14 protein-coding genes are annotated in these 13,243 nt (G+C 66.1%); 1 reads left to right on the top strand and 13 read right to left on the bottom strand.

The window, feature by feature from the left end:
• Positions 1-9: 9 nt before the first annotated feature.
• The 10 genes from cimA to AC1DYL_RS13615 form a co-directional block, all read right to left on the bottom strand.
• Positions 10-1,608 (bottom strand): citramalate synthase, encoded by a 1,599-nt coding sequence (gene cimA, locus AC1DYL_RS13660; protein WP_477173559.1) that lies wholly within the window; start codon positions 1,606-1,608, stop codon positions 10-12.
• 10 nt (positions 1,609-1,618) lie between these two features.
• Positions 1,619-2,107, bottom strand: a complete 489-nt coding sequence (locus AC1DYL_RS13655) for a GFA family protein (RefSeq protein ID WP_477150310.1) — start codon at positions 2,105-2,107, stop codon at positions 1,619-1,621.
• A 7-nt stretch (positions 2,108-2,114) separates the two neighbouring features.
• Positions 2,115-2,657, bottom strand: coding sequence for a GFA family protein (locus AC1DYL_RS13650; protein WP_477173558.1), 543 nt, complete (start codon positions 2,655-2,657; stop codon positions 2,115-2,117).
• Positions 2,654-3,640 (bottom strand): prolyl aminopeptidase, encoded by a 987-nt coding sequence (pip, locus tag AC1DYL_RS13645; RefSeq protein WP_477173557.1) that lies wholly within the window; start codon positions 3,638-3,640, stop codon positions 2,654-2,656. The genes AC1DYL_RS13650 and pip overlap by 4 nt, the downstream gene beginning before the upstream one ends.
• A complete protein-coding gene (locus AC1DYL_RS13640) occupies positions 3,610-4,107 on the bottom strand; it encodes a GFA family protein (protein ID WP_477173556.1) in 498 nt (165 codons plus the stop codon). Before AC1DYL_RS13640 ends, pip begins: the two co-directional genes overlap by 31 nt.
• Positions 4,094-4,477 (bottom strand): VOC family protein, encoded by a 384-nt coding sequence (locus AC1DYL_RS13635; RefSeq protein ID WP_477173555.1) that lies wholly within the window; start codon positions 4,475-4,477, stop codon positions 4,094-4,096. Before AC1DYL_RS13635 ends, AC1DYL_RS13640 begins: the two co-directional genes overlap by 14 nt.
• Positions 4,474-4,866: a VOC family protein gene (locus tag AC1DYL_RS13630; protein ID WP_477157380.1), complete on the bottom strand. Its 393-nt coding sequence runs from the start codon at positions 4,864-4,866 to the stop codon at positions 4,474-4,476. Before AC1DYL_RS13630 ends, AC1DYL_RS13635 begins: the two co-directional genes overlap by 4 nt.
• A 2-nt stretch (positions 4,867-4,868) precedes the next feature.
• Entirely contained in the window at positions 4,869-6,269 is a 1,401-nt protein-coding gene (cysS, locus tag AC1DYL_RS13625) for a cysteine--tRNA ligase (RefSeq protein ID WP_477173554.1), read from the bottom strand.
• A 218-nt stretch (positions 6,270-6,487) separates the two neighbouring features.
• On the bottom strand, positions 6,488-6,934 hold the full coding sequence (locus AC1DYL_RS13620) for a hypothetical protein (protein WP_477150304.1): 447 nt from the start codon (positions 6,932-6,934) through the stop codon (positions 6,488-6,490).
• Positions 6,935-7,063: 129 nt separating this feature from the next.
• Positions 7,064-7,537 (bottom strand): c-type cytochrome, encoded by a 474-nt coding sequence (locus AC1DYL_RS13615; RefSeq protein ID WP_477157341.1) that lies wholly within the window; start codon positions 7,535-7,537, stop codon positions 7,064-7,066.
• A 308-nt stretch (positions 7,538-7,845) separates the two neighbouring features.
• Between AC1DYL_RS13615 and AC1DYL_RS13610 the strand changes: the two genes are divergently transcribed.
• Entirely contained in the window at positions 7,846-9,009 is a 1,164-nt protein-coding gene (locus tag AC1DYL_RS13610) for a DUF2865 domain-containing protein (RefSeq protein WP_477173553.1), read from the top strand.
• On the opposite strand, the gene AC1DYL_RS13605 is transcribed toward AC1DYL_RS13610, so the two are convergent.
• The 3 genes from AC1DYL_RS13605 to AC1DYL_RS13595 form a co-directional block, all read right to left on the bottom strand.
• Positions 8,954-10,279 (bottom strand): glutamate--tRNA ligase, encoded by a 1,326-nt coding sequence (locus AC1DYL_RS13605; protein WP_477173552.1) that lies wholly within the window; start codon positions 10,277-10,279, stop codon positions 8,954-8,956. The genes AC1DYL_RS13610 and AC1DYL_RS13605 overlap by 56 nt on opposite strands.
• Positions 10,276-12,000 carry an NAD+ synthase gene (locus AC1DYL_RS13600; protein WP_477173745.1) on the bottom strand — a complete coding sequence of 575 codons (1,725 nt, stop codon included), beginning with the start codon at positions 11,998-12,000 and terminating at the stop codon, positions 10,276-10,278. Before AC1DYL_RS13600 ends, AC1DYL_RS13605 begins: the two co-directional genes overlap by 4 nt.
• A 102-nt stretch (positions 12,001-12,102) precedes the next feature.
• Positions 12,103-13,212 (bottom strand): hypothetical protein, encoded by a 1,110-nt coding sequence (locus AC1DYL_RS13595; protein ID WP_477173551.1) that lies wholly within the window; start codon positions 13,210-13,212, stop codon positions 12,103-12,105.
• Positions 13,213-13,243: the final 31 nt, after the last annotated feature.

Below are 13,243 nucleotides of genomic sequence, written 5' to 3'. Positions count from 1 at the left end.
TCCGGCGTCTCAGGCTGCCTCTGACTTCATCAATTTATACGTAATCGACTCGTAAAGCGCCTCAAATGAGGCGTCGATGATGTTGGTGTTGACGCCGATTGTATACCAGCGCTCGCCGGTGCCATCGCGGCTTTCGACCAGCACACGGGTGACCGCGCCCGTGCCGCCGTCGAGGATACGCACCTTGAAATCGACCAGTTCGAGATCGGCGATACGAGCCGAGAACACGCCCAGGTCCTTGCGCATGGCAAGGTCGAGCGCGTTCACCGGGCCGTTGCCTTCAGCCACCGACATCAGCAGTTCGTCGCCGATGCGGATCTTCACTACAGCCTCGGTGACCACGACCTGCTCGCCCCGGGCGTTGTGGCGACGCTCGACGCTGGCGCGGTAGCTCTCGACGTCGAAGAACTCGGGGAGCGTGCCGAGCACGCCGTGGGCGAGGATGAAGAAGGAGGCGTCGGCGCCGTCGTAGGAATAGCCGCGGGCTTCGCGCTCCTTGACGGTGCGGAGCAGCCGCTCGAGGCGCGCGTCGTCCTTGGCGAGCTCGATGCCGTGGCGCTTGAGCGCGGCGAGGAGGTTCGACTTGCCGGCCTGCTGGCTGACCATGATCGAGCGCTCGTTGCCGACGCTCTCGGGGGTCACGTGCTCGTAGCTCGAGACGTCCTTGGCGAGGGCGGAGGCATGGATGCCGGCCTTGGTGGCGAAAGCCGAGGTGCCGACATAGGGCGACTGCCGCGCCGGGGCGCGGTTCAGCAGGTCGTCGAAGGCGCGCGAGATCGAGGTCAGGTCGCTCAACTGCTCGGGCGTGACGCCGGTCTCGAAGCGATCGGCGAAGCCTGGCTTCAGCATCAGCGTAGGGATGAGGGTGACGAGATTGGCGTTGCCGCAGCGCTCGCCGATGCCGTTGAGGGTGCCCTGGATCTGGCGGACGCCGGCAGTGACGGCGGCGAGCGTATTGGCTACGGCCTGGCCGGTATCGTCATGGGCGTGGATGCCCAGGTGATCGCCGGGAGCAACCTTCAGCACTTCGGCTACGATGTCGGCGATCTCGGACGGCATGGTGCCGCCATTGGTGTCGCAGAGCACGATCCAGCGGGCGCCGGCGTCGAGGGCGGTTTTCACGAAGCTCAGCGCGTAGGGGCGGTTGGCCTTGGATCCATCGAAGAAGTGCTCGCAATCGACCAGCACTTCCTTGCCTGCGGCAACGCCGGCCTCGACGGTTTCGCGCAGGTTGCCGAGGTTCTGCTCGGGGGTGATTTCGAGCGCTACCTTCACCTGGTGGTCCCAGGCCTTGCCGACGAAGCAGGCGGCATCGGCGGCGGAATTGAGGATGGCCTGGACGCCCGGATCGTTGCCGACCGAACGGCCGAACCGCTTGGTCATGCCGAAGGCGGTGAAGGTGGCGTCGCGGGTGCGGCTTTCGGCGAAGAACTGATCGTCGACGACGTTGGCGCCCGGGTAGCCGCCCTCGATGTAATCGACGCCGAGGCGCTCGAGCAGCGCGGTGACCGAGATCTTGTCCTCGAGCGAGAACTCGATGCCGGCCGTCTGCGCGCCGTCACGCAGCGTGGTGTCGAAGAGGTAGAGGCGTTCCTTGTGGGCAGTCATCGTGGGGTACTCAGTTACGGGGCGGCCATTCGGCCGTGTCGTGGTCGGGGTGTTGCCGGTTGGAGGCACTAATTCGCCCGAGCCGGCCTTCGGGATCGACCGAATAGGTCGCAGTATCGCCCGGCAGCTCGGCAATGTGGGCGTACCAGCTGACGCGGCTCTCGTTGCCGTATTGCACGACGGGCGGCACGCGGTCGGGCTGGTCGAAGGCGCCGGAGAGGATGCCGATGTCCGGGGCCCAGGGGTAGTCGAAGATCAGCGGCGTGCCGCAGTTCTTGCAGAAGCCGCGGTTGGCGAGCTCGGAGCTCTTGAACCAGCTGATCTCGCCGCGGGTGACGTGGAAGTTCACCTTGTCGACGGGGCAGATGACCGCGAACGGGCCGCCGACGGCCTTCTGGCACATGCGGCAGTGGCAGACATGCACACCCTCAGGCTGCTGATCGACGCGGAAGCGGACCGCACCGCACTGGCAGCCGCCGCTCAAATGAACTTCAGACATGGCACTTTCAGACATGGCTTACTCGCGGGACCCAGTCGGTCGTGTCGTGGTCGGGGTGCTGATGGTTTGACGCGCGGATGACCGCGATGTCGTCGGGCGACTCGGCTTCTTCGGTGGTGCCGACTGCTTCAGCGCCGGGCAGCAGGGGGAAATCCGGATGCCGGCCTTCGAGGCCAAGCTGGTAGCGGATCGGGATCAGATGCGGCTCGTCGAACGAACCGATGGTCATCGACACATGCGGACCGCCGAGGCTGCGGTAGTAGAGCGGCGTACCACAATCCCGGCAGAAGCCGCGGGCCGCAACGTCGGAGCTGTTGAACTCGCTCGGCTTGCCGCGGGTCCAGGTCAGGTGCTCGTGGCGGATGCCAACGAGGTCGGCGAAGAAGTTGCCCGACGCCTTCTGGCACATGCGGCAGTAGCAGACATGCGGGTTGTCGCGCAGTTCGGTGGCGTGCCAGCGCACGGCGCCGCACTGGCAGCCGCCCGAGTACTCGCGGAAACGATAGCTGTCGTTGCTCGTCGTCACTTGGCTCGTCGTCACTTGGCTCACATTCCGCCTCCTGCGAACCGGTCCGTTGCTTCGATGAGGTGATGGAGGATGCCCGGCTGGCCAAGCGCGTGCCCCTGCCCTTCGACCATGATGAACTCCGCCTCCGGCCAGGCCTGGTGTAGCTCCCACGCAGTCTGCGGCGGGCAGCAGACATCGTAGCGGCCCTGGACGATGACGCCCGGGATCTCGCGGACCTTGCCGGCGTCGCGGATCAGCTGGCCCTCGTCCATCCAGCCGGCGTGGACGAAATAGTGGTTCTCGATCCGGGCAAAGGCGAGCGCGTATTCCTCGCCGTAGAAGGCTTCGCTGACCTGCGGATCGGGCAGCAGCGTGATGGTCTCGCCTTCCCAGCGGGCCCATTCGCGCGCCGCGCCGAGCCGGATGTCGCGATCGGGGCTGATGAGCCGGCGGCGATAGGCGGCCATCATGTCGTGCCGCTCCTCGGGCAGGATGGGCGCGACGAAGCGCTCCCACTTGTCCGGGAAGAGCAGTGAGGCGCCGTGCTGGTAGTACCAGAGCAGTTCCCAGCGGCGGAGCGTGAAGATGCCGCGCAGCACCAGCTCGGTGGCGCGCTCGGGGTGCTTTTGGGCGTAGGCCAGCGCCAGCGTCGAGCCCCACGAGCCGCCGAACACCAGCCATTGCTCGACGCCCACCATCTCGCGCAGTCGCTCGATATCGGCAACGAGGTCCCAGGTGGTGTTGTGCTCGAGTTCCGCAAAAGGCGTGGATTTGCCGCAGCCGCGCTGATCGAACAGCAGCACGTCGTAGCGGGATGGGTCGAACACCCGGCGCTGGTTGGGGCTGAGGCCGCCGCCCGGGCCGCCGTGGAGGAACACCGCCGGCTTGGCGCCCGGCGTGCCGACGCGCTCCCAATAGACACGGTGCCCGTTGCCGACGTCGAGGTGGCCGGAGGCATAGGGTTCGATCTCGGGATAGTAGGTACGCAGAGCGCTCACGCGGGGAAACCTTGTCTGGGCGGCCATTCGGCCGTGTCGTGGTCGGGGTGCTGGTGCGAGACGAGACTCGCCATGAACTCGTGCCAGCCGGGTGCATATTCGGTGCGGACCGGCAGCGCGGCCAGGCCGTCGAAGAAGCGCAGCTTGCCCTCGATGTTCACCTGGATCGCGGGGGCGGCGACCGTCGGGTCATCAAACGCGCCGATGGCGATCTCGACCTGCTGATCGGGCGGCCGGCCGATCTCCTCGTAGGTCAGCGGCGTGCCGCACTCGGCGCAGAAGCCGCGCTTGATCTTGTCAGAACTGTCGAAGTATTTCGGCGCGCCGCGGGTCCAGGTGACGTCGAACGAGGTCACCAGTGGACCGAAGAAGCTGCCGAAGGCCTTCTGGCACATGCGGCAATGGCAGATCGAGCCGCGGCCGAGCCGGCCGACGGAAAAGCGCACCGCGCCGCACTGGCAGCCACCGGTGAAGGGCGCACTATTCGGGGGCATGGCAGACCGCTTCGATGTTGTGCCCGTCCGGGTCGTAGACGAAGGCGGCGTAGTAGCTGGCGTGATAGTGCGCACGGATGCCCGGCGGGCCGTTGTCCTTGCCGCCGGCCGCGATGGCCGCGGCGTAGAAGGCATCGACTGCGGCGCGATTGGGGGCGCTGAAGGCCAAGTGCACACGACCGCCGGTCAGCTTGCCGCCATCGCCGATCCATAGGAATGGCTGCTCGGAACCAAGGCCGGCGACGTTGCCGTCGTCGCCCTCGAATTTCATGTGCGTCTTGATGCCGAGCGGCACCAGCGCCTTTTCGTAGAACGCCAGGGAGGTCGGGTAGTCGGCAGTCGAAATGGCTACGTGATCAAGTGCGCTCATTGGCGTCCTCCCTCTGGGCCGACATAGACGGCCTCGACATTGTTCCCATCCGGATCGAGCACGAATGCGGCGTAGTAATCCGGGGCGTAATGCGGGCGAAGCCCCGGCGGGCCGTTATCCCGGCCACCGGCGGCAAGCGCCACGGTGTAGAAGGCCTCGACAGCGGGCCGGCTGGGGGCGACGAAGGCGACATGGGAGTCACCGCTGCGGATCAGCTTGCCGGTGCCGATCCAGAAGGTGGGGCCGGCGTCGTCGCCATAGCCGGCGGACTTCACCCCCTCGTACTCGAACTCGGCGAGCAGCTTGATGCCGAGGGCGCCCAAGGCGGCGGTGTAGAAGTCGCGGGAGCGAGGGAAATCGGCGACCTTTAGGCCGACGTGGTCGATGATGGTCATCGCACTACCTCCCATTTCGTTTGCCGCTGGCCGGCTTCGTCCTTGTAGTCCATCAGTTGGACACCCTGCGTCAGCAATTTCGCACGGATGGTGTCGGCCTTTGCGAAGTCCTTGGCGTTGAGGGCGGCGAGGCGAGCCGCGACCGCGTCTTCGACACCAGCTGGGGCGTCGGCGGCGTCGGACTTGAGCAGGCCGTCGGTGGTGAAGCCGAGGAACTCGAGCGTCGCGGCGAGGCAGTTGGCGGCAGTCTCGGTGCCGCGGTTGGCTTTGCGGGCAACCACGTCGAGCGCCACGGCGGCGCGGTGGAAGTTGAGGTCGTCGGTAAGTTCGGCGACGACCGAGGGCTCGGGCGGGGTGCCGGGCTTGAGCTTGGCGGCGCGTTGCCAGTCGCGGAGCTTCTGTTCGGCTTCCTCGAGGCGCTTCACCGAGAAGTCGATCGGCTCGCGGTAGTGGGTCATCAACATGGCGAGGCGCAGCACTTCGCCGGGCCATTTGCGGCCGCCGAATTTGTCCGTCTCCAGCAGCTCGTGCATGGTGATGAAGTTGCCGAGCGACTTCGACATCTTCTGGCCTTCGACCTGCAGGAAGCCGTTGTGCAGCCAGTAGTTGGCCATGACAGGCGTGCCGTGGGCGCAGCGGGACTGGGCGATTTCGTTCTCGTGGTGCGGGAAGATCAGGTCGAGGCCGCCGGCGTGGATGTCGAAGACTTGGCCGAGATAGCGCTCGCTCATGGCCGAGCACTCGATGTGCCAGCCGGGGCGACCCCGGCCCCACGGGCTGTCCCAGCCGGGCTCCTCGGCGCTGGATTGTTTCCAGAGCACGAAGTCGGCCGGGTTCTTCTTGTGCGCATCGACAGCGATGCGGGCGCCGGCGAGGTTGTCCTCGAGGTTGCGGCCCGAGAGCTTGCCGTAGTCGGGCATCGAGCCGACGTCGAACAGCACTTCGCCGGCCGCCTCGTAGGCGTGATGGCTGCCGATCAGCGTGGTGATGAGCGACTGCATCTCGGGGATGAAGTCGGTGGCGCGCGGCTGGTGGTCGGGCTCGAGCGTGCCAAGCGCCGCGACATCCTTGAAGTACTGCGAGGCGGTCTTTTCGGTGACCTTGCGGATCGCCTCGTTGAGCGGCAGGCCGGGGTAATCGCGGACGGCGCGGGCGTTGATCTTGTCGTCGACGTCGGTGATGTTGCGGGCATAGGTGACATGGTCGGCGCCGTAGATGTGGCGCAGCAGCCGGTACAGCAGATCGAAGACGATCACCGGGCGGGCGTTGCCGATATGGGCATAGTCGTAGACCGTCGGCCCGCAGACATACATGCGGACGTTGTTGGGATCGATGGGGACAAAGTCCTCCTTCGCCCGGGTCAGCGTGTTGTGGAGCTTAAGTGTGGTCTCGCCCAAAGCCAGTGTTCCTCGCGCACGATGAGACGCTCGCGGCCGGATTCTTCGGAACTAGATTCAGGATGAAGAAAACCGAGCCGTAAGCAGATGCCTAGCGGATAATAATGCAGCCGAAAATGCAGTTTGCGGTGCCGGTTTTCATGGGGCGCAATCTGACTGCAGCCCCGGCAAAAAGCAAGGGGCGCCGAAGCGCCCCTGCCGAAGAGGTTTTTGCGAGGTTACTGCGCGGGTGCAGCGGGTGTCGCCGGCGCAGCGGCCGGATCGGCCGGTGCGGGGGCCGGCGGCGTCGCAGCCTGCATGGCGGCGGTGACCTCGGGGCTGGCGAAGCAGGTGGTCAGGCCTTCGCGGGCGGACTCGGAGACCTTCTCGTAGCTGCCATGGGCGGTGTGCGCTTCATCGGTGCCTTCGCCGCGCAGATCGGCGGCGAGGATGTCGACGTCCTTCTGCGGCAGATCCTTGAAGGCGCCGGTCAGGCAGCCACAGAGCGGGGTGAGGATCAGCGAGGAATCGACACCGGCCGGCACTTCGCCGAGCAGGAAGGCCTCGGCGGTGAGGCAGGACTCAGTGAACTTGGCGAAATCGGCCGGGGTCTGGGCGAACGCGGCGGGCGTCGCGGAAATGGTCATCAGGCCGACAAGCGCGGCAAAAACGGTACGAACTTGCACGGGGGTACTCCTACGAGCGCGTGGCGCGCGACGGCGCACCTATCACACAAACCCTGCCGCGACTATCGGGCGGAAATGCAGCGGGCGGCCCGTTGCCGGACCGCCCGCGTGCGTTTGGCGCGTAAAACGTCAGGATTTCTGGCGGAACTGCTGATGGCACTCGCCGCAGAACCCGCCGATGGTCTTGATGGTGGCGGAATAGGTGGCGGTGTCGCCGGCCTCGGCTGCGGATTTCAGCGTCGTCGCCGCAGCGACGGCCTTGGCGAGAATCGCCTGGAACCCGGCATTGTTCTCCCAGATGGCCGGCAGCGCCTCGCTGTCGCCGACCGCGGAGCCCTCAGGGAACAGCACGGTGAGGTTGGAGAAGTTGGTGATCAGGTGGCCAGCAGCGGTGGCGGCTTCGGCGCCGCTCAGTCCGCCGGCAGATTTGAGGATGCCGCCGTCCTCTTTCATGATGGCCTGGCGCTTGGCCACCATCTCCTCGGGGGAGAGCGAGGCAAGCGATGGATCGGCGGTGATGGTCACGTCCTGGGCGAAGGCGAAGGTCGCGGCGGCGGCCACGACAACGGCCAGCGCGAACGCTGCGATTCTATTCGACGGCATTGTGCAACTCCTGAAGGTCCTGGGGGATCGGGCCTGGTGACGCTGGATTTGCCAACGGATACCGCTGCTTGGCAAACATCCGGGCGTGAGCGTAGCCGTGATTTCTGCGGGCGGGCAGCCGGCTCGACCTCACAAACTCGGGGTGCCCAGTCACGGCTGCGTTATCGTCGCGAGCGTCGGTTGCGGGGTTGCTTATCGGGCGTTAATCCGCGCCCGTGCTGTGTTAGAGATGAACGAATCTCACGGCGCTGTCTCGCTTTAGGCGTATTGGCCGACTAACGGAGGGCCACACGATCCGGTTCGAACTGATGACTCGCGCCTGGCCCAGGGCCACCACATTCCTCCTCCGCTTTGCGGTGCTGCTGTTCACCGCCTGGGCGGGGCTGCTGATCGACGTCTCGACGGCCTATGCACAGGCCGACAGCTGCGCACGCTTGCAGTCGACGCTGCGTTCGCTCGACCGGAACTCCGATTTCCAGAACTCGCAGGGTGGCCAGCTGAAGCGGCTGCAGCGCGAGGTGCAGCGCTCCGAGAGCGCCTATGTGCGCCAAGGCTGCAACGACGACGCCAAGGCCGGCCGCAAGCTCAACGGCGAGTGCCGGGCGCTGGCGCGCGAAGTGCTGCGCGGCCGCGAGGACGTGAAGCAGCTGTCGCAGAGCGTCGACACCGGGGAAGCCGTGGCGCAGCAGCGCGAGGCGATCCTGCAGGAAATGGCGCGCTTCGATTGCGACGGCCGCTCGCGCGTCAACGTGCAGCGCGAAGGTCGCGGCAACCTGTTCGAGCAGCTGTTCGGGGGGTTCACCGAGGACTTCGACGGCGAGGGCGGGATCCGCGGTGACGAGTTCGACCCGTATGGCGACTACCACACCGTGCGTACGCTGTGCGTCCGCAAGACCGACGGGTTCTGGTGGCCGATCAGCTATTCGACGCTGGTGGATTATGTCTCCAACGACGCACAGCAATGCCGGGCGCAATGTCCGGGGCTGGATGTTGACCTCTACTACTATGACAACCCGGGGCAGGAACCGGAGCAGATGATCAACGAGTGGGGCGAGCCCTATTCATCACTGCCCAACGCGTTCAAGTTCCGAACCGAGTTCGACACCGCGAGCAAGTGCACCTCGACGCAGGACCAGGGGTCTATCACCCTGGCCGAGCTACCGACCGGTGGCACGCGGGCCATGGTGACGTTCCGCGGCGCGACCTTCCCGCTGCCGCTGCGCGACGGGCGGCGGATCGCGTCGACGGTCATCGACGCACCGGTGACGCAGGTGGCGGAGTTGACCACCTTTGCGGATGTGCCGCTGCCGCGCCGGCGCCCTGCCGCGCCTGGCGAGACGCCGAAGCCGGTGGTGGTGGCCGTGCCGGTGGTGGCCAATCAACCCGAGCGGATCGTGCAGTTCGGCGACAAGCGCGTCAGGGTAGTCGGGCCAAGCACGCCGTACGCCCCACAAGTGGCAGCAGGGACTTAAGCTCGGGCCCCTGCTCCCGCCCGGTGAGGGCGAGACGGAGCGGGTGAAACAGCGCCCTGCCCCTGCGGCCGGTGGCGGCCTTCAGGCTTTCGGTCCATTTCGACCAGGTGGTTTCGTCCCAAGGTTCGGGCGGCAGCAGGTCGCGCGCCTGGGAGATGAACTCGCGGTCTTCGTCGGCGATGACCGGGGTAACGGGGCCTGAGACCAGCGTGCCAAGGTCAGCGATATCGCCGAACACCGACAGATTGCCGCGCAAAGCGAGCCAGAGCGGTTCGGAGGCGAGGGCGAGTGGCTCGAGGCGCGGACGGGCCGCCTCGTAGGGCATCTGGTGGAGGATGCGGGCGTTGAGGCTCGCGAGTTCGGCGGGATCGAAGCGGGCGGAGCCGTGGGAGACGGCGTCGAGGGTGAAGACCTGGCCCAGCGCTGCAAGGTCGGCATAGGGCTCGAGGGGCAGGCTGGTGCCGGTTAGTACTGCCGCCATCGCCACGGCCATCGGCTCGAAGCCGGCCTCGCGCAACTCGGCCAGCGACAGCGAGCCGAGCCGCTTGGAGAGCCCTTCGCCTTCGGCGCCGGTCAGGAGGTTGTGGTGGGCGAAGGCGGGGACCTTGCCGCCCAGCGCCTCGATGATCTCGATCTGCGTGCCGGTGTTGCTGACATGGTCCTCGCCGCGGATCACGTGGGTGATCGCCAGATCGATGTCATCGACCACCGAGGGCAGCGTGTAGAGGTAGGAGCCATCGGCACGGATCAGCACCGGATCGGACATCGAGGCGGTGTTGACGGTCTGCGGACCCTTGATCAGGTCGGTGAACTCGACCGGGCGGCCATCGAGCTTGAAGCGCCAATGGGGCTTCTTGCCCCCGGCTTCGTATTTCGCCTTCTGCTCGGGGGTGAGGTTCAAAGCGGCGCGATCGTAGATGGGTGGGCGGCCGAGCAAGCGGGCGCGGGCGCGTTTGCTGTCGAGCTCTTCCTCGGTTTCGTAGGCGGGATAGAGCCGGCCGGCGGCGATCAGCTTGTCGCGGGCCGCGTCGTAGAGCGCGGTGCGGTCGGACTGGCGGACCCGCAGGTCGGGGGTAATGCCGAGCCAGGCGAGATCGGCGTCGATGCCGCGGGCGAACTCTTCGGTGGAACGGGCGGTATCGGTGTCGTCGAGGCGGAGGATGTATTGGCCGCCGTTGGCCTTGGCGAACAGCCAGTTGATCAGCGCCGGGCGGGCATTGCCCAGATGCAGGCGGCCCGTCGGCGACGGCGCGTAGCGGACGATGGTCATTCGAGGCCCTTGCTATCCAGCCGCGCCATCGGCTCGGCGATCAGGTTCTCGTCGCGGTAGCCGTTGGTGATTGGGTAGCGGCGGCCGAGGCCGAAGGCCTTGCGCGAGATCTTCACGCCGGGGGCAGACTGTCGGCGCTTGTATTCGGCGATGTTGACCAGCTTCTCGATGCGCTTGACCAACGCGCGGTCGAAGCGGCCATCGCCGCGCGCCACGATTTCGGCGACGCTGAGCTCGAGTTCGACCAGCCCGACGAGGATCTCGTCGAGGATCGGGTATGGCGGCAGCGAGTCCTGGTCGGTCTGGTTGGGGCGGAGTTCGGCCGAGGGCGCCTTGTCGATGATGTTCTGGGTGATCACCAGGCCATCGGGGCCGAGGCAATCGGCCGGGCGGTGCTTGTTGCGCCAGTCGGCCAGTTCGTAGACACGCATCTTCAGCATGTCCTTGATCGGGTTGAAGCCGCCGTTCATGTCGCCGTAGATGGTGGCATAGCCCACCGCCATCTCGGACTTGTTGCCGGTGGTGAGGAGGAGCGAGCCGAGCTTGTTGGAGACGGTCATCAGGTAGACGCCACGCATGCGCGACTGGATGTTCTCTTCGGTCAGGTCCTGTGGGCGGTTGCCGAACACCGGCTGCAGCTCGTTGAGCGCGGCTTCCACGGGATCGCCGATCGAGACGACGTCGTAGCGGACGCCCAGACGCTCGGCGCAATCCTTGGCGTCGGCGAGGCTTTCTTGCGAGGTGTACCGGTAGGGCAGCATCAGGCAGTGGACGTTGTCGGCGCCGATGGCATCCACCGCCATGGCCGCGACGATGGCGCTGTCGATGCCGCCCGAGAGACCGAGCACCACCGACTTGAAGCCGTTCTTTTTCACATAGTCGCGCAGGCCAAGGACGCAGGCGCGCCACGGCGCTTCGTCGACGCTCGAGAGCGGGGTCACATGCGGGTCGGTGCAGCGCCAGCCGTCTTCGGTGCGGGCCCAGTTCGACATCAGGATCTCGGGCTCGAAGCTCTTGGCCTGCACGACGAGGCGACCGCCGGGCTCGATGCCGAAGCTGGCGCCGTCGTAAACCAGCTCGTCCTGGCCGCCGACCTGGTTGAGATAGAGCAGCGGCACGTTGTCTTCAGCAACGCGATCGGTGACGAGGCGATAGCGCGTGGCCTGCTTGTTGCGCCAATAAGGCGAGCCGTTCGGGCAGAGCAGGATGCGGGCGCCCTGGTCGACGAGGTGGGCGCAGACATCCGGGTGCCAGATGTCCTCGCAGATCGGAATGCCAATCGACACGCCCTTGATGGTCACTGGCTCCTGCAGCTCGGCGCGCTCGAAATAGCGCTTCTCGTAGAAGATGTCGTCGTTGGGCAGTTCGCGCTTGTAGCGGCGGGTAATGATAGCGCCGCCTTCGCAGACGACCACCGTGTTGAACAGCTTGCCATTGTCGCGCCAGATGGTCGGCATGATGGCGGTGACATTGGTGCCGGCGGTGGCACGGGCGAAGTCTTCCGCAGCGGCCATCGCGTCGGCTATGAAGCGCGGCTTGAACAGCAGGTCGTCCGGGAAATAGCCAGTCAGGAACAGCTCGGAGAACAGGAGGATATCGGCGCCCTGCCCGGCCGCATCGGCCAGCGCCTCTTTGGCCAGCGCCAGGTTCTGCGCGATGGCGCCGACCGTCGGATTGAGCTGCGCGAGGGCGATGCGAAGACGATCGGTCACGTGAGAAATCCGAGCCGTTTGAAAACGCGGCAAGACTTATCCGCTCACCCCGGTCGGAGCAAGCGGACAGCCGGTCATCCTGGATCTGATCAGAGAAGTCTGATCAGGAGATCAGAACGAGTAGGTCAGCTCGGCGAGGAGGCCGTAGCGGAAGAGGGAGAACGGGTTCTCGGTGGAGATGACGTTCTGCACGCTCACGTTGGGTTGCGAGTAGAGTGGATCGGGCGGCGCCGGCGGAGCACCGACCGGCGGCTGCTCCACTGGGGGAATGACTGTGACCTGGCGCCAAGTGGCATCATAGGTGCCTCCGACGTACCAGGCGCGACCGCCGAGACGGATGGTCAGGTTGTCGACTGGCGTGATGCCAACCATCGCCTCGCCCATCGCACCATAGCCCCATCCGGAGACGTCGGTGGCGGAACCGGCGAAGACGTAGGGTGTGCACGGGTCGCCGAGGGCGCAGCCCGGGAATGGGCCAAGGTCGCCGCTGGCACTGCCGGCATGGCCGCCGAGCACGCCGTTAATGGTGGCGAACGGCACGGCGGCGAGTTCGGCACTGACGTCGAGAAACTCGTTGATCTCAGCTTTACCGCTGAGGCCGAGGCGCAGCATGTTCAGTTCCAGCCTGTCGTCAACGCTATCTCCGGGCAACGACCAGATGCCGGTGTCAGGGTCGAAGTTGACGTCGGCGGCACTCGTAGCGGTGGTGAAGTTGACGCGGCCGGTGCGCGGTGAATTGTTCCAGTAGTTGTAGCCGATCAGGCCGCCTATCCCGTTGCCCTTGCCGTCTCCGAAGGCGTTCCAGCCGAAATCGGCGCCGGCATAGCCGAGGATGCCATCGACGACGGGGGCGGAACCGTATGGATCGGAGTACTCGCCGTTGATAACGGAGGTGTAGCCGGCCCATGCCTTGGCATAGGTGCGCGTGGCGTCGTCCTCGATGCGAAGATGCGCCTCGACCGAGTGGGCGTTGTCGCTTTCCTCGAAGCTCAACGCCCCGAGATCGAAGTTCTGGCTGCCCCACGAGTACCAGTAGCGCAGGCCCGTTTCGATGTGGATGCCGTCGCTCTCGTCGCCCATTTCGTTCCAGTCCTTGGGCTCGACGGAGTAGGCGCCGCGGTAGATTTCCTCGGGCGACATGTCGTCGCCCCAGTCCGCGGCGAGGGCCGGGCTGCCGATGGCGGCGGCAAGAACGACGATGCTCGTGGCCAGACGGGACATGGAAAACTCCGCTACAGTACTGTCCTCGTTT

It is taken from the genome of Devosia sp. P1_H9, assembly GCF_056405135.1.
The sequence above is the reverse complement of the archived record's forward strand: the minus strand, read 5'-3'. Positions and strand labels throughout refer to the sequence as shown.